Here is a 15590-nt window from a genome sequence, read left to right as displayed (position 1 = left end):
CGGAGTCCTACCCTTCCCCGGAGGTTCCCCATGAGGCTGGCCCGGCCCGCCGCCGTGCTGTCCATCGCCGCGCTCACCGCCTGTTCCGCGCCGTCCGGCCCGGCACAGCCAGGCGCCCAGAACAAGGGCGACGACACCTTCGTCATCGGCATCAGCTCGGAGTTCGAGAACCTCAGCCCGATCCTCGGCTACGCGGCCGACGGCGGCTCGCTGATGTTCGACGGCCTCATGTCCAGGTCCCCCGACCTCTCGCTGAAGCCGGCGCTGGCCGCCCAGCCCCCGGTCACCTCGCCCGACGGCAAGAAGGTCACCTTCACGCTGCGCGACGGCGTCACCTTCCACGACGGCCGCCCGCTCACCAGCAAGGACGTCGTCTACACCTACACCACCGTCCTGGACCCCAAGGCGAGCTCCCCGATCTCCGGCGACTACGCGGCCATCGACAAGGTCGCCGCGCCGGACGCCAAGACCGTCGAGTTCACGCTCAAGTACCCCTACGCCCCGCTCACCCAGCGCACCACGCTCGGCATCGTGCCCGACGGCGGCATCGACCCGGCCAAGCCCGTGGGCACCGGCCCGTACACCTTCACCCAGTGGACCCCCGGCGACAAGATCTCGCTGGCCGCCAACGAGAAGTACTGGGCCGGCGCGCCGGCCATCAAGAAGGTCGTGGTCGCCTTCGCCCCGGACGACAACGTGCGCTCCACGCGCCTGGCGGCCGGCGAGTTCGACGCGACCGTGCTCCCGCCGAAGGCGGCCAAGCGCTTCGAGGGCCAGCAGGGCCTGACCGTGTACAAGCAGCACAGCGCGGACTACCGGGGCATCATGTTCCCGTCGAAGCCCGCGGTGACCGGCGACAGGGCGATCAGGAAGGCGTTCAGCCTGGCCGTGGACCGCCAGGCGATGGTCGACTCCATCCTCGCCGGCGCCGGCGAGCCCGCCTTCGGCCCCGTGCCGCACGACATCGCCTGGCACAACAAGGAGATCACCGGCAACCCGGCCGCCGACCTCCCGCAGGCGTCGAAGCTGCTCGACGAGGCCGGATGGAAGCCCAGCCCCGACGGCATCCGCGCCAAGGGCGGCACCAAGGCGAGCTTCACGCTCATGTACCCGGCCGGCGACTCGCTGCGCAAGGAGCTCTCCCTGGCCGCCGCCTCCGACGCCAAGAAGGCGGGCATCGAGGTGAAGCTGGCCGGTCTCGACTGGGACGCCATCGAGCCCCGCATGGCCCAGGACGCCCTCATGATGGGGTATGGCTCGCCGTACGACCCCGACTACATCAACTACGACCTGTTCCACTCCTCCCAGGCGGGCAAGGGCTTCTTCAACCCCGGCCACTACGACAACCCGGCCGTGGACAAGCTCCTGGAGAAGGGCCGCGAGTCGGCCGACCCGGCGGTGCGCAAGCAGGCCTACGACGAGTTCCAGAAGCTCATCCGCGAGGACGAGGTCTGGACCTACCTGACCTTCCTCAAGCACGTCTACGTGGTGCGCGGCTCCTACCAGGGCGTTCAGCAGAGCGTCGACGCCCACGAGCACGCGACCGGCGGGCTGTTCCGCGACATCCACACCTGGAAGCCCGCCGCCTGATGCTCCGCCTCGTCCTGTGGCGGCTGGCGTTCGCCGTGCCCGTCCTGATCATGGTCACGATCGGGATGTTCGCGCTGGCCAGCGCCTCGCCGTTCGACCCGGTCCGGCAGTATCTGGGTGATCGGGCGATGACCACCTCTCCCGAGGTCGTCGCCCAGATCCGGGCCAACTGGGCGCTCGACCGCCCGATCATGGAGCAGTACGCCACCTGGCTCGGCAACCTCGTCCAGGGCGACCTGGGCGAGTCGCGCTCCTTCCACCGCCCGGTCCTGGACGTGGTGACCGAGCGCCTGCCCTGGACGCTGCTGGCGACCGGCTCGGCGATCGTGCTCATGCTGGCCGGCAGCCTGATCGTGGGCACGCTGGCCGCCTGGCGGCAGGGCGGCGCCCTGGACCGGGTGATCACCGGCGCGGCGTTCGCCAACGAGTCGGCGCCGGTGTTCTGGCTGGCGCTGCTGGTCGTCTACGTCTTCTCCGTCAAGCTCGGCTGGCTGCCCGCGGGCGGCCTCACCGACGCCGCCTCGACCACCGTGGACCCGCTCGACGTGGCCAGGCACATGGTGCTGCCGGTGACGGTGCTGGCGGTCTCGCAGTCGTCGTGGCTGGTGCTTTACGTGCGCGAGTCGGTGATCGGCACCCTGCGCGAGGACTTCGTCACCGGCGCCAGGGCCCGCGGGCTCAAGGAACGCACGGTGCTGATCCGGCACGCGCTGCGCTCGGCGCTGCTGCCGTTCCTGACGCTGCTGGGCGCCCGCATCCCCGAGCTGGTCACCGGCGCGATCCTGGTGGAGACCGTCTTCTCCTGGCCGGGGGTGGCCTCGACCTCGGTGCAGGCGGCGCTGGCGGTGGACTTCCCGCTGCTGGCGGTGCTGACGCTGCTCGGCACCGTCGCGGTGCTGACCGGCAACCTCGTGGCCGACCTGGCCTACCGGCTGGCCGACCCGAGGGTGGCCACCTCATGAACGTACGTCACAAGGGCGTGTGGGCGGCCGCGATCACGCTGGGCGTGCTCGCGCTGGCCGTGCTGGTGGTGCCGCCGATCGTCCAGCTCGACCAGCAGCTGGTCGACCTGCGCTCCGCGGGCCTGGCGCCGTCGCCCGCGCACCCGCTCGGCACCGACGAGATGGGCCGCGACGTGCTGCTGCGCTCGCTGTACGGCCTGCGCGTCTCGTTCATGGTCGGCCTGGTGGCCGCGCTGGTCAGCATGGTCATCGGCGGCCTGCTCGGACTGGCGGCGGGCAGTCTCGGGGGTCTGCCCGACCGCCTGCTCATGCGGGTGGTGGACGGCTTCTCCGCGCTGCCCCACCTGCTGCTCGGCATCTTCATCGTGGCCATGTTCGCGCCGAGCCCGTACGCGGTGATCGTCTCGGTGGGCGTGACCCACTGGACGACCGCCGCGCGCATCGTGCGTTCGGAGGTGCTGTCGCTGCGCGAGCGCCCGTTCGTGGAGGCGGCGGTCTCGGGCGGCGCGAGCCGCGCCCGGGTGGTCAGGCGCCACCTGCTGCCCCATCTGGCGCCGCACCTGCTGCTGGCCACCGTGCTGATGGTGCCGCACGCGATCTGGCACGAGACCGCGCTCAGCTTCCTGGGCCTGGGCCTGCCGCCGCATCTGGCCTCGCTGGGCAACATGATCAACGACGGCCAGCGCTCGCTGCTGTCGGGCGACTGGTGGTCGAGCTTCGCGCCCGGCCTGTTCATCCTCGTGCCGACGCTGGCGGTCTCGGTGCTCACCCAGCACTGGCGCGACCGTCTCAACCCGCGCACCCGATCGGAGCTGTCGCTGTGAAGCTCGACGTGTCCGGCCTGTCGGTCCGCTTCCGCGTCCCGGGCGCGGTGGTGCGGGCCGTCACAGAGGCCTCCTTCGAGGTACGGCCCGGCCGCTGCCTGGCCCTGGTCGGCGAGTCGGGCTGCGGCAAGTCCGTGCTCGCGCACGCGCTGCTCGGCCTGCTGCCCGCCAACGCCACCATCACCGGTTCCGCCCGCCTCCACGCCGGGGGCGAGCCGCTCGACCTGCTGTCGGCGACGCCGGCCGTACTGGCGAAAAGGGTGCGCGGGCGCATGATCGGGCTGATCCCGCAGAGCCCGGCCACGCACCTGACCCCCGTGCGGACGGCGCGGGCGCAACTGGCCGAGGCGTGCGGAGAGCTCGGCGCCCGGCACACGCCCGAGGAGCTGGCCGAGCGCTTCGGCCTGAGTGCCCGGGACCTCGACCGCTACCCGCACGAGCTGTCCGGCGGGATGGCCCAGCGAGTCGCCAACGCGATCGCGCTGGCCGGCGACCCCGGGCTGCTGCTGGCCGACGAGCCCACGACCGGCCTGGACCGCCCTCTGGTGGAGCGGGCCATGGACGTGCTGCGCGAGCTGTGCGACGAGGGCCGCGCGGTGCTGCTGATCACGCACGACCTGCGCGCGGCCGAGCGGGTGGCCGACGACATCGCGGTCATGTACGCCAGCCGCCTGGTCGAGGCCGGGCCCGCCGAGCAGATCCTGGAACGTCCGCGCCACCCCTACACGGCCGGGCTGGTGGACGCGCAGCCCGACCGGGCGTTCGTCCCGATTCCCGGGCTGCCGCCCGAGCTGACCGCTCTGCCCGACGGCTGCGCGTTCGCGCCCCGCTGCCCGCGGGCCGCCGACGCCTGCCGTACCGTCCCCGCGCTGGAGGACGGCGTCGCCTGCTGGAGGGCCGGACATGTTGCGCGCGCATGAGATCACCGTGAGGTACGGCCGGCGGACGGTCCTGGACCGGGTCTCGTTCGACCTGCCGCCCGGCGAGGTGGTGGGGCTGGGGGGCCCGAGCGGCTGCGGCAAGTCGACGCTGGCCAGGGTGCTGGCGATGATGCTGCGCCCGGCGGGCGGGGCGCTGAGCGTGGACGGCACGCGGGTGCGCGGCTGGCGCCAGCGGGCGCCGCGCGAGCTGCGTACCCGGGTGGCGCTGCTCTACCAGCAGCCCCGGCTGGCGGTGGATCCGAAGCTGCGGCTGCGCGAGATCGTCGCCGAGCCGCTGGCGGCCGTGGGGCGTCCCGACGAGTCGCGGGTGAGCGCGCTGGCCGCCGAGGTGGGGCTGACCGGCGACCTGCTGACCCGCCGCCCGCACGAGGTGTCGGACGGCCAGTTGCAGAGGGCGTGCCTGGCGCGGGCGCTGACGCTGGATCCCGGCTACCTGATCTGTGATGAGATGACCACGATGCTGGACGCTTCGACGCAGGCTCATCTGGTCGCGGTGGTCAACGCCTACCGCGACAGGACGGGAGCCGGGGTGCTGGCCATCAGCCACGACGAGGTCCTGCTGGACCGCTGGGCCGGCAGCCGGGCCGAGCTCACCGGTGCAGGTAGTCCACCAGGGACGCCTTCTCCGTCTCCAGCTCCTCTATCGCGCTCTTGACCACGTCGCCGATGCTCACGATGCCGACCAGGCGGCCCTGGTCGACGACGGGCATGTGGCGGAAGCGGTGAGTCGTCATGATCCGGCGCAGCTCGTCGACGTTGGCGTTGGGCCCGACGGTGCGTACCTCCGTCGTCATGATCGCCGCGACCTCCGCGTCCAGGACGGCGGCGCCCTGGTCGTGCAGGCGGCGGACGACGTCACGCTCGGAGACGATGCCGTCGATCGTCTCGCCGTCGGCTGAGACGACGACGGCGCCGATGTTGTGTTCGGCAAGCTGTGCCAGCAGCTCCCTGACCGTGGCTCCGGGTGCCACGGTCATCACGTCGCTGCCCTTGTTGCGCAAGATAGTTCCAATGAGCATCTGCACCACCTCGGCTCTCGTAGGAGGGTCCTTCCCCGTTCAACGCCCGGGTTAAGCACTCCGTGCCCTCATCCGTCGCCAAGTAGGCTGGCTTGCCGCAGCGACGCCCTATTAATATGTGAAATACCACTCTCCGACCGCAGCGCAGGGAAGCGATGAACGAGCAGCTGAACACCGGTAGCCACGACCTGCCCATCACCGAGGAACTGGCCGCCTTCATGCGCACCGGCTGGGCCGACACCCGGCGTGCCGACCTGAGCGCACTGCCCATCGCCCCCTGGGCGGCCAAGCGCAGAGCCGCCCTGGCCGCCCGCTTCCCGGGGGAGCGGCTGATCGTGCCGGCCGGGGTGCTCCGGGCGCGCAGCAACGACAGCGACCACCGGTTCCGGCCACACAGCGCGTACTCCTATCTGACCGGCGCGAGCGAGCCGGACGACGTGCTGGTGGTCGAGCCCGACGGGCAGGCCAAGCTGTATCTGCGCCCGCGCTCGCCGCGCGAGGAGGGCTCGGAGGCGTTCTACCGCGACCGGCGCTACGGCGAGTTCTGGGTGGGCCGCCGCCCCGACCTGGCCGAGGCCGAGCGGCTCTACCAGCTGGAGTGCGCGGACATCCACGACTTCCACCCCGCCGGACCGGCCCGCGTGCTGCGCGGCGTGGACCCGGTCGTGGACGCGGCCGTCGCGCCCGGCGCGGGCGACGCGGAGCTCGCGATCTTCCTGTCGGAAATGCGGCTGATCAAGGACGAGTGGGAGGTCGGCGAGCTGCAGGGGGCCGTGGACGCCAGTGTGCGCGGCTTCGAGGACGTGGTCCGCGCCCTGCCCGAGGCCCTGCGCCACGCCCGCGGCGAGCGCTACCTGGAGGGGATCTTCGGGCTGCGCTCGCGGCTGGAGGGCAACGCGGTCGGCTACGACAGCATCGTGGCCTCCGGCGCGCACGCCTGCGTGCTCCACTGGGTCCGCAACGACGGCCGCCTCGACCCGAGTGAGCTGCTGCTCCTGGACGCCGGGGTCGAGGCCGACAGCCTCTACACCGCCGACATCACCCGCACGCTGCCGCTGTCGGGCCGCTTCAGCCCGGTGCAGCGCCAGGTGTACACGCTGGTGTACGAGGCGCAGAACGCCGGGATCGCCGCGCTGCGCCCCGGCGCCCGCTTCCGTGACTTCCATCTGGCCGCCATGCGCGTGATCGCCGAGGGCCTGCGGGACTGGGGCCTGCTGAAGGGCTCGGCCGACGAGCTCATGGGCAGCGGCCTCTACCGCCGCTACACGCTGTGCAGCAGCGGCCACATGCTCGGCCTGGACGTGCACGACTGCGCGAGGGCGCGCAGCGAGGTCTACCTGGACGGCGTGCTGGAGGAGGGCCAGGTGCTCACCGTCGAGCCCGGCCTCTACCTGCAGCCCGACGACCTCACGCTGCCCGCGGAGTTCAGGGGCATCGGGGTGCGCATCGAGGACGACCTCGTCATCACCCGCGACGGAGCCCGCCTCATGTCCGCCGCCCTCCCCCGCCACCCGGACGAGGTCGAGGGCTGGATGGCCACCTTGCTCTCCTAGGCGCCCAAAGTGGCCAGGAAGCGCGCCACCGCCGGTGTGGGGGTGGCGCGGGCGTCCCAGGCGACGCCGATGGGCCGCTGCTGGGCGGGCACGAGCGGCAGGTAGACGGGTTCGTCGTGCTCCAGCACCGCCGGTCTGGGCAGGACGCCGACGCCCAGCCCGGCGCCGATGAGGCCGCGCACGGTCGCGATCTCCTCACTCTCGAAGGCGATCACCGGCTGGAACCCGGCCGCCCGGCACAGCCGGTCGATGACGTGCCGCAGGTCCGTCGTGGGCGCGAATGCGATGAACGGCTCCCGCCGCACCTCACGCAGCCGCAGCCCCGGTACGGCCAGCGGGTGCTCGACCGGCAGCGCGATGCACAGCTGCTGCTCGCGCAGCCCGTGCCAGCGGGCCGGGTGCGCCTGCGGCGGCGGCGTCACCAGCGCGGCGTCGATGTCGCCCTGCTGAAGCCACGCGTACAGTTCCCGGCCGAACCCCTGCCGCAGCTCGAAGCGGATGCCCGGCGTCCGGTCCCGGTGCTCGCGCAGCACCTCTGGCACCAGCCAGCGTCCCACCGAGTGCAGGAACCCGAGCCGGATCAGCCCCGTCCCCGGATCGGTCAGGGCCTCGATCCGGGCGCGCGCCTCGGTCAGCTCGGCGACCGCGCGCGCCGCGTGCTCGCGAAACAGCGTGCCGAACCGGTTCACGGCCAGCCGCCGCCCGTGCCGGTGGAACAGCTCGGCCCCGGCGTCGGCCTCCAGCCTGGCCAGGGCCCGCGAGAGCGTCGACTGGTTGACGCGCTCCAGCGCGGCGGTGTCGCGCATGTTCTCGGTCTCGCACAGCGACAGGAACCAGCGCAGCGTCTGCACGTCCATCCAGCGATGATGCGCCAGACGCATCAGCAGCGTCAACCAGTGCATTTTGAGCATCAGACGAGACCGGGCAGCATCGTGGCCGTGATCCGCCGCGTGAGATATGCGTTGATGTTCGGCGGCCTGGCGAACTTCCTGGCCCTCTACTACGTCCAGCCCCTGCTGCCCGGGATCGCCGCCCGCTTCGGCGTCTCCCCCGCCGAGTCCACGGCGGCGCTGTCGCTGACCACGATCACGATGGCGCTCGCGCTGCTGTTCGTCGGCCCGATCTCCGACATGACCGGCCGGGTGGCCATCATGCGCGCCTCCCTGCTCGGCTCGGCGGCGCTCGGGATCGCCGGCGCGTTCGCGCCAACCTGGCACGCGCTGCTCGTGCTGCGCGCCCTGGAGGGGATCGCGCTGGCCGGGCTGCCCGCCGTGGCGCTGGCCTACCTGCGCGAGGAGACCCCGCCGCAGGCCCATGTGCGCGCCAACGCCACCTTCGTGATGGGCACCGCCGCCGGCGGCGCCCTCGGGCGGCTGCTGCCCGGCCCCGTGCACGCGCTGTGGGGCTGGCAGGGCGCCACGCTGGCCGTCGGCGGCATCATGCTCGTCTGCGCGGCCGGTCTGTGGGTACTGCTGCCGCCCTCGCGCGGCTTCACCCGGTCCACGCCGAGCCTGCGCGGCCTGGCCCGCAACACCGCGCTGACGCTGCGCGACCCGGCGCTGGTGGCGTTGTGCCTGGTCGGGGCGGCGACCATGGGGGCGTTCGTGGGGTTGTGGAACGCGCTCACCTTCCGGCTGGAGGCGGCGCCGTACCTGCTGGGCGGGGCGGGGGCGCTGGTCTTCCTCGCCTACCCCTTCGGCGTGCCGGCGCCCATCGCGGCGGGACGGCTCGCGCTGCGGCGGGGCCGGGGCGTGACGGTCCTGCTCGGTGTGACGTTGCTGCTGGCCGGGACGCTGCTCACCGCCGCGCCCCAGCTACCCGCGATCGTGGCCGGGGTGGCGGTGCTGACCTTCGCCTTCCTCGGCACGCACTCGCTGGTCAGCGGCTGGGTCTCGGACCGCGCGCAGCGGGTGGGCGTGGGTGTGGGGCAGGCGGCCGGCCTGTATCTGCTGGCGTACTACACGGGCAGCTCATGGTTCGGGGCGCTGGCCGCCCAGCGGTGGGAGAGCGGCGGCTGGTCCAGCGTGATCACGGTCTCGGCCGCGCTGGCCGTGGGCGCGGGGCTGCTGGCGGTCCTGGCGCGCCGGTTCGACGCGCGGTGAAGGAGCTAGAGTTCCGTGGTGTACATCGCTCATCAGGTACGCGGCGGCGGCGAGCCCCTGGTGCTGCTGGCCGGGCAGTCGAACTCGCACCTGTGGTGGGAGAGCGTCCGGGAGGACTTCGAGACCCGGCACACCACGATCACGCTCGACTGGCTCGGCACCGGCGACAGTGACAAGCCCGACGTCCCCTACTCGACGCGGGGCTTCGCCGCCGACGTGGTGCGGGTGCTCGACGAGCTGGGCATCTCGCGCGCCGCCGTCTACGGCACCTCCATGGGCGGCCGGGTCGCGCAGTGGGTCGCGGCCGACCATCCCGGCCGGGTACGCGCTGGTGCTCGGGTGCACCTCGCCGGGCGGCGCCCACGGGGTGGAGCGCTCGCAGGAGGTGCGCAGGGCACTGGCCGCGCCCGGCGCCGGACGGTACACGCTGGAGCTGATGTACACCCCGGAGTGGCTGGCCGGGCACGCCGGGCCGTACCACACGGTCGGTGACCCCGGCATGCCCGCCTACGCCCGCCGCCGCCACCTGACCGCCAGCGCCCGGCACGACGCGTGGGACGCGCTGCCCCGCATCACCGCGCCGACGCTCGTCGTGCACGGCACCGACGACGTGTTCAACCCGGCGGCCAACGCGCCCCTGCTGACCGAGCGCATCCCGGGGGCCAGGATGCATCTGATCAGGGGCGCGCGGCACGCCTACTTCGAGGAGTTCCGCGAGGAGGCGGGGCCGCTGGTGCTCGACTTCCTGGCCGACGCGCCGGGGTGACCGGCGGTGAAGAGCGGGTCGCGGGTGTCGAACGGCACGTCCTCGCGCGACTCGCGGACCGCCCGCATGGACGAGGGCAGGTCGAAGGGCAGCACCCCGTCCACCGGCGCCCGGCCGAGCAGCGCGTCCAGCACCACCTCGTCGGCCGCGCCGAAGTCGGCCAGCATCCGGTCGGCGACGGGGACCAGCCCGGTCAGGACGGCCGGGCGGTCCAGGTGGACGCAGAAGGCCGCCGGGGCCTTCGCGGCCACCGCGCGCAACCGGTCGAGCTCGGCGGCGGGGAACTCCAGCGAGCCCGCGTGGAAGTGCGACTCCAGCAGCCCCTCCCGCGGCTCGTAGGGCGCGTTCAGGCGGATCACCGCCAGGTCGGCCTCCTCCGGCCGTTCGACCACCTGCCCGTAGCGGGCGGCGACGTCCGGGTCGAGGTTCTCCACGTAGAGGGTCCGCGCGTCCCGCGGCCCGCCGGTCAGCCACACCAGCGAACGGCGCTGCGCCTCCCGGCCCAGGCTCCGGTGCCCGGACGCGCCCACCAGCCGCTTCGCCGCGTCCGGGTCGGCGTACGGGTTCTCGAAGAGCCCGAGCCGGAACTTCTCGCGCAGGATCCGGCGCGCGGAGAGGTCGAGCCGGGACTCCGGCGCGCGGCCGGAGGCGACGAGGTCGGTGAGCAGTTCCGGGCAGGTCTCGCCGCCGAGCTGGTCCACGCCGGCCTCCAGCATCATCGCCAGCTGGTCCGGGACCGGCAGGTGCTCGACGCCCCAGTTGCGCGGCGGCAGGGAGAGCACGCCCGGGATCTCGAAGCCGGTCAGCGCGTTGAAGTCGGTGCAGACCACGCCGTCGAAGCCGAACCGGCCGCGGGCCAGGCCGGTGATCACGTCGCGGTTGAAGTTCGCGCCGACCTCGGCCAGGCCGCTGCCGGTGGGGATGGCGTAACACGGCATCAGCTGGCTCACCCCGGCCGCGAAGGCGGCGGCGAACGGGCGCAGGTGGTAGTCGAGGTTGGCGCCCGGGTAGGCCTGGTGCCTGCCGTACGAGAAGTGCGGGTCCTCCCCGGCGGCCTGCGGGCCGCCGCCGGGGAAGTGCTTGACCATGCAGGCGACGCCCGCCCCCCGCATGCCGCGGATGTAGGCGGCGACCATGCGCGCGGCGCGCTCGGCGTCCTCGCCGAAGGTTCCGCTGATCCGCGCCCAGCGCGGCTCGGTGGCCAGGTCGGCCATCGGGTGCAGGGCCAGCCGGATGCCCACGGCGCGCAGTTCCCGCCCGGCCATCGCGGCGAAGCGCTCCACGAGGCCGGGGTCGTCGCTCGCCGCCAGGCCGATCGGCTCGGGTCCCGGGCTGAAGCCGCCGCCGGTGTGCGCGGTCGCCGGGTTGCCGGCGAAGCCGTGGCGCGGGTCGGAGGAGAAGGTGACGGGGATGCCGAGCCGGGTGCCGGCGGCCAGGTCCTGGACCGTGTTGTTCCACTCGGCCATCTCGGCCGGGGAGGGCACGTGCATCATCGCGAAGTGGGTGAGGTGCCGCTCGGTGACGAGCTCGGCGCCGGAGCCCGGGAACATGCGGCCGTGGCACATCAGCCCGGCCTTCTCCTCCAGGGTCATGCGGCCGAGCAGGTCGGTGACCCGGTCCTCCACGGGCAGTGCGGGGTTCCTGTAGGGCGTCATTTCCTTATCAAGGGGGTCAGGGCGGTGGCGAGCAGGGCCGCGACGGCGCCACCGCAGAAGAGCAGGAAGTAGTTCTTGTCCGCCGTGGGCGCGACCGGGTCGCCGCCCACGGCCAGCAGCAGCGGCGCGACGGCCGGGGCGATCGACTGCGGCAGGGCCTTGGCGATGTTGAACACGCCGAGGTAGCGGGCCGAGTCCGCGCTGCCGGGCATCACCCGGATGACGAGCGCGAGGTCGACGGCGTAGAAGACGCCGAGCCCGATCCCGGCCAGACCGGTGGCCAGGTAGATCGGCCAGACGGTGTCGGCGACCATCTTGACCAGCATCGAGGCGGTCAGCAGCAGCCCGGCCACGACGATGAAGGCCCGGTACGCCCGCGTACGCGAGGCCAGCTTGCCGGAGACGCCCGCGGCGGCCACGTTCAGCAGCAGGGAGAGCAGCCCCGTGGCCGAGACCAGCGCGGCCGCGGCGGCGGTGCTCATCTCCAGCCGGGTCATCAGGTAGAAGAGCCCGAAGGTGCCGATGAGCGCGTTGGCGAACTGCAGCAGGAAGCGCTGCACCCAGACCACCGTGAAGCTGGGCGAGAGCCGCGGGTCGAAGACCATGCTGGACAGCACGCTGCGCAGGTTGACCGGCGCGGCCTCGGGCACGACGGTGTCGTCGCGCAGCATCCGCCAGGCCAGCAGCCCGCCGAGCGCCCCGGCCGCGGCGGGGATGAGGAAGAGGGCGGCGACGTTGCCCGGCAGCAGGCCCACGAGGACCAGCCCCGGTGTGACGCCGGCGAACCCGGCCGCGCCGAACCATCCGGAGACCGTCGCCTGCTGCTCGGGCGGCACCCGGTCGGCGATCACGGCCGACAGCGCGGCCAGCGCGGCGTTGTAGGACGCCTGGGCCAGCAGCCAGCCGACCAGGAGCTGGACGGTCCCGGTCGCGGTGGCCATCACCACGGCCGCGGGCACACCGCCGGCCAGCCCCGCCACGATCCACGGGCGGCGGCGGCCGTAACGGCTGCGGGTGCGGTCGGACAGGTGGCCGAAAACCGGATTGAGCAGGAACGCGGCCAGCGCGCCGACGGCCGTGACCACGCCGAGCAGGCCCTCCTTGGCGGCGGGGTCGATCTCGCCGGCCTTGAGCCCGAGGGTGGCGATGAGCGGGGTGGCCAGGGCGAAGGTGAGCAGCAGCTCGGTGACGAGCAACGCGGTGACGGTCCGCCGGGGCGCGCGCACCAGGACGAGCTCAGCCACGGATGGCCGCGATCGCCGCCGGTGAGACGCCACAGCGCAGCAGGAACTTCTCCGCTCCGCCGTGCCTGGACCCGATCGTGGCGAGGAAGGCGGTGATCGCCTCCGCGGGAGCGTGGAGCAGCGGTGGCGGGATCTTCGCGAGCCGCTCGCGCAGCGCCTCGACCCCCGCCTCCCCGGCGGCGCCGTCGTTCAGCGCGGTGACACTCGCGTGCCCCGCGGCCAGTTCCCGGAAGATGTCCGGAAGGGCCGCCGCGGTCGCCACGTAGTCGGCCACGATCTCCTCCACGGACACACCGCACAGGTCGAGCAGGAGCGCGACGAACAGCCCGGTCCGGTCCTTGCCCGCCGCGCAGTGCACGAGGACGGGCCCCTGGAAGGCGGCGATCTGCGCCGCCGCGGCGATGGTGCCGGGCGCGCCCTCCGCCATCCGCACGTAGAAGGCGCCCAGGTCGGCGCCGGTCTCCATGGAGGGAATCACCCCGGTGACGTCCAGGGGTAGGTGGTGCACGACGCACCCGGGGACGAGGTCCCATTCGCCGGGCACCCGCTCGGCCGCACCACGGAAGTCCACGATCGAGCGCACGCCGCGGAGCTGATCAAGGGCCCCGGGCCAGCAGGAGGCGAACGGCTGCGCGGAGCGGAACAGCACCCCGGGAAGCGGTTCACGGAAGTTCATGAGAGACACATCTAGATGTCTAGATGTTGAAGTTGACGCGGGTCAATACTGCCGATGGCAAGCTGGTGAACATGCGTTCCTCCATCCCGGTCTACCTCCGGCTCGCCCGCACGCTCCAGGAACGGATCGACTCGGGCGCCCTGCCCGCCGGATCCCGGCTGCCCAGCGAGCCCGAGCTGTCGGCGGAGTTCGGCGTCAACCGGCTGACGATCCGCCAGGCCATCGCGGAACTCGACCGGGCCGGCTCCGTCGAGATCCGCCGCGGCATCGGAACCTTCGTCCGCTCCCCCGTCACCCGGGTCTCCATCGACGTCGACCCCCTCAGCCAGCGGGTCGACCTGGGCAGCATGCACGCCGGCCTGCCCGCGGAAGGCGTGGACGGCGCCATCGAGCGCATCGTCGCCACCGCCACCGCCGCGAACGCGCCCGAGGACCGCGAGGCCGCCGCCCACCTGGGACGCGGCCCCGGCGAGCTGGCCCGCATCGACACGCTCATCTGGATCGAGTCGGAGCCCTGGGCGATCAGCACGTACTGGCTGCCCGAGCACCTGCTGCCCGGCCGCCTGCCACCGGAGGGCAACGTGGTCCGCTCCCTGGGCGTGGCCCTGCAGTACGACTGGCGGGCCTTCAGCGCGACCGCCGCCGACATCGGCGACGCCGAGCACCTGGGCGTGGCCATCGGCAGCCCGCTGCTGGTCCGCGAGGGCGTCAGCTGCGACCCCGGCGGCGCGCCCGTCCTGTTCGTACGGCGCCGCATCCAGGGCGACCGCATCCGCTTCGTCCTGAACTTCCGGCGCTAGAAAGCTAGAGCATGAAGACGAGCTGGACGGCGATGACCACGTCCACGACCCCGCACCACTCGGCGTAGCTGCGGGCCACGACCTTGTCGAGCTTGAGGTGCACGAAGTCCCAGACCCCGTGGAAGAACCACCCGGCAGCCACCAGATACCGCCCGATCTCAGGGTCGACGATCAGCCCCGCGAAGGCCAGCGCCCCGAACGCCAGCATCCCCACGGCCTGGACCCGCAGGGTCCCGGAGCTCCTGAGCTGCCCGTCGACCGCGCCCCAGACGAGGACGACCAGCGCCATCCCCGCATACACGAACGCAGGCTCGACCACGTCCAGCACCCGCAGCCCGACGACGAGCGCGAGCCCGATCACGAGCCCCGGCCAGGTGGCCTCGCGCCGGCCGAGCTTGGCGACGACGAGGTAGAGCAGCGGCAGGATCAGCAGCGTGCCCGCGAGCGAGCCCACCGCCTCGTCCGATCGGCCGCCGCCGGCGGTGAGGGCGGACATGGCCAGCGCGAGGGCGGTGGGCCAGCGGTTCCTGAGCCACCGGAGTGTTGTCGATGTCATGACTCAAACCTCGGCCCGCCGGCCGTCAAAGGGCAGATGCGGAACGCACGACTCGGCCATGCGGTTTCCCTCTGGCCGCGGGAAGGGGCAGGCTGGGCGGGTGATGGCGATTCACTCGCTGCCCACGCGGCCGCAGGCGGAACCGTACGAGATGACCGCCCGGCTGCCGCCGCCGTGGCTGCGTCCGTACGTGCTGGGGTGGGCCGGGTTTCGCGCGGGCCAGGCGGATCGGTCCAGCCGGATGCTGCCGCTCAACGCGGCCACGCTGATCGTCGACTTCACCGGCCTGGACGCGATCGTCACCGGCCCTCGTGCCGCCGTGACGTTCTCGGCCCGTTCGCCGTGGCGGCACGGGGTCGCGCTCGGGCTCACCCCCGCCGGGATGTCGGCGCTGACGGGCGCGCCGCTGCGCGAGGTGACCGGGACGACCGTGCGGCTGGACGACCTGATGGGCGCCCGCGCCGAGGAGCTGACCGGGCGGCTGACGGCGGCGGCGGGCTGGGCGGAGCGCTTCGGCCTGCTGGAGGAGCGGCTGACGGCGTGGCTGCGTCCCGGCGCCGGCCGCGACGAGCTGGTCATGCGCGCCTGGTCGCGGCTGCAGGATCCGGCCGGGCCGCCCACGATCGCCGCCCTCGCCGGTGAGCTGGGCGTCAGCCGCCGCCATGTCGAGCTCGGGTTCCGCCGGGTGGTGGGGTTGTCGCCCAAGACGGTGGCCAGGATCGCCCGGTTCCAGCGGACCGTGGACACCTGGAGGCGGCCGCAGGCCCGGCTGGACACCGCCCTCGCCTGCGGTTACGCCGACCAGTCCCATCTGGCCAGGGAGGTCCGGGCGATGGCGGAGATGACGCCGAAACAGCTGTTCGCATTCGTTCAATACACCGATCTGCTCGCCGGTTAGCGTG

The 15590-nt window shown here is 73.0% G+C and carries 17 protein-coding genes; 11 read left to right on the top strand and 6 right to left on the bottom strand.

Annotation, left to right across the window (positions count from 1 at the left end; all coding sequences use genetic code 11):
* Positions 1-30: 30 nt before the first annotated feature.
* The 5 genes from ACIBI5_RS13855 to ACIBI5_RS13835 are packed head-to-tail and all read left to right on the top strand — an operon-like array spanning position 31 to position 4972.
* Entirely contained in the window at positions 31-1590 is a 1560-nt protein-coding gene (locus ACIBI5_RS13855) for an ABC transporter substrate-binding protein (protein ID WP_397246562.1), read from the top strand.
* On the top strand, positions 1590-2552 hold the full coding sequence (locus tag ACIBI5_RS13850) for an ABC transporter permease (RefSeq protein WP_397246560.1): 963 nt from the start codon (positions 1590-1592) through the stop codon (positions 2550-2552). The genes ACIBI5_RS13855 and ACIBI5_RS13850 overlap by 1 nt, the downstream gene beginning before the upstream one ends.
* The gene (locus tag ACIBI5_RS13845) at positions 2549-3376 is read left to right on the top strand and encodes an ABC transporter permease (RefSeq protein ID WP_397246558.1); all 828 of its coding nucleotides are present in this window, start codon (positions 2549-2551) and stop codon (positions 3374-3376) included. Before ACIBI5_RS13850 ends, ACIBI5_RS13845 begins: the two co-directional genes overlap by 4 nt.
* Positions 3373-4296, top strand: coding sequence for an ABC transporter ATP-binding protein (locus ACIBI5_RS13840; protein WP_397246556.1), 924 nt, complete (start codon positions 3373-3375; stop codon positions 4294-4296). The genes ACIBI5_RS13845 and ACIBI5_RS13840 overlap by 4 nt, the downstream gene beginning before the upstream one ends.
* Entirely contained in the window at positions 4280-4972 is a 693-nt protein-coding gene (locus ACIBI5_RS13835; RefSeq protein WP_397246554.1) for an ABC transporter ATP-binding protein, read from the top strand. The genes ACIBI5_RS13840 and ACIBI5_RS13835 overlap by 17 nt, the downstream gene beginning before the upstream one ends.
* Here the strand turns inward: ACIBI5_RS13835 and ACIBI5_RS13830 are convergent.
* Positions 4908-5336 carry a CBS domain-containing protein gene (locus ACIBI5_RS13830; RefSeq protein ID WP_397246552.1) on the bottom strand — a complete coding sequence of 143 codons (429 nt, stop codon included), beginning with the start codon at positions 5334-5336 and terminating at the stop codon, positions 4908-4910. The two genes, ACIBI5_RS13835 and ACIBI5_RS13830, sit on opposite strands and share 65 nt — an antisense overlap.
* A 155-nt stretch (positions 5337-5491) precedes the next feature.
* On the opposite strand from ACIBI5_RS13830, the gene ACIBI5_RS13825 reads away from it, so the two are divergent.
* On the top strand, positions 5492-6889 hold the full coding sequence (locus ACIBI5_RS13825; protein ID WP_397246550.1) for an aminopeptidase P family protein: 1398 nt from the start codon (positions 5492-5494) through the stop codon (positions 6887-6889).
* On the opposite strand, the gene ACIBI5_RS13820 is transcribed toward ACIBI5_RS13825, so the two are convergent.
* Positions 6886-7746 carry a LysR substrate-binding domain-containing protein gene (locus ACIBI5_RS13820; RefSeq protein WP_397246548.1) on the bottom strand — a complete coding sequence of 287 codons (861 nt, stop codon included), beginning with the start codon at positions 7744-7746 and terminating at the stop codon, positions 6886-6888. The genes ACIBI5_RS13825 and ACIBI5_RS13820 overlap by 4 nt on opposite strands.
* 81 nt (positions 7747-7827) lie before the next feature.
* Between ACIBI5_RS13820 and ACIBI5_RS13815 the strand changes: the two genes are divergently transcribed.
* The 3 genes from ACIBI5_RS13815 to ACIBI5_RS13805 are packed head-to-tail and all read left to right on the top strand — an operon-like array spanning position 7828 to position 9757.
* On the top strand, positions 7828-8991 hold the full coding sequence (locus tag ACIBI5_RS13815) for an MFS transporter (protein WP_397246546.1): 1164 nt from the start codon (positions 7828-7830) through the stop codon (positions 8989-8991).
* An 18-nt stretch (positions 8992-9009) separates the two neighbouring features.
* Positions 9010-9483: an alpha/beta fold hydrolase gene (locus tag ACIBI5_RS13810; protein WP_397246544.1), complete on the top strand. Its 474-nt coding sequence runs from the start codon at positions 9010-9012 to the stop codon at positions 9481-9483.
* On the top strand, positions 9428-9757 hold the full coding sequence (locus tag ACIBI5_RS13805; protein WP_397246542.1) for an alpha/beta fold hydrolase: 330 nt from the start codon (positions 9428-9430) through the stop codon (positions 9755-9757). Before ACIBI5_RS13810 ends, ACIBI5_RS13805 begins: the two co-directional genes overlap by 56 nt.
* On the opposite strand, the gene ACIBI5_RS13800 is transcribed toward ACIBI5_RS13805, so the two are convergent.
* Genes ACIBI5_RS13800 through ACIBI5_RS13790 form a run of 3 tightly spaced genes read right to left on the bottom strand, consistent with a single transcriptional unit; the run spans position 9688 to position 13332 of the window.
* Positions 9688-11412, bottom strand: a complete 1725-nt coding sequence (locus tag ACIBI5_RS13800) for a glycoside hydrolase family 3 protein (protein ID WP_397246540.1) — start codon at positions 11410-11412, stop codon at positions 9688-9690. The genes ACIBI5_RS13805 and ACIBI5_RS13800 overlap by 70 nt on opposite strands.
* Complete coding sequence (locus ACIBI5_RS13795) at positions 11409-12656, bottom strand: MFS transporter (protein WP_397246538.1); 1248 nt, start codon at positions 12654-12656, stop codon at positions 11409-11411. The genes ACIBI5_RS13800 and ACIBI5_RS13795 overlap by 4 nt, the downstream gene beginning before the upstream one ends.
* Positions 12649-13332, bottom strand: coding sequence for a tyrosine-protein phosphatase (locus ACIBI5_RS13790; protein WP_397246536.1), 684 nt, complete (start codon positions 13330-13332; stop codon positions 12649-12651). The genes ACIBI5_RS13795 and ACIBI5_RS13790 overlap by 8 nt, the downstream gene beginning before the upstream one ends.
* Positions 13333-13403: 71 nt before the next feature.
* On the opposite strand from ACIBI5_RS13790, the gene ACIBI5_RS13785 reads away from it, so the two are divergent.
* Positions 13404-14132 (top strand): GntR family transcriptional regulator, encoded by a 729-nt coding sequence (locus ACIBI5_RS13785; RefSeq protein WP_397246534.1) that lies wholly within the window; start codon positions 13404-13406, stop codon positions 14130-14132.
* 4 nt (positions 14133-14136) lie between these two features.
* On the opposite strand, the gene ACIBI5_RS13780 is transcribed toward ACIBI5_RS13785, so the two are convergent.
* Positions 14137-14688: a hypothetical protein gene (locus tag ACIBI5_RS13780; protein ID WP_397246532.1), complete on the bottom strand. Its 552-nt coding sequence runs from the start codon at positions 14686-14688 to the stop codon at positions 14137-14139.
* Between the two features lie 103 nt (positions 14689-14791).
* Here ACIBI5_RS13780 and ACIBI5_RS13775 point away from each other — a divergent pair, with 103 nt between their 5' ends.
* Positions 14792-15586, top strand: a complete 795-nt coding sequence (locus ACIBI5_RS13775) for a helix-turn-helix transcriptional regulator (protein ID WP_397246797.1) — start codon at positions 14792-14794, stop codon at positions 15584-15586.
* The last annotated feature ends 4 nt before the right edge of the window (positions 15587-15590 follow it).

The organism is Nonomuraea sp. NPDC050540, assembly GCF_044457485.1.
Lineage (GTDB): Bacteria > Actinomycetota > Actinomycetes > Streptosporangiales > Streptosporangiaceae > Nonomuraea.
This window is presented reverse-complemented; position numbering and strand designations above follow the sequence as displayed.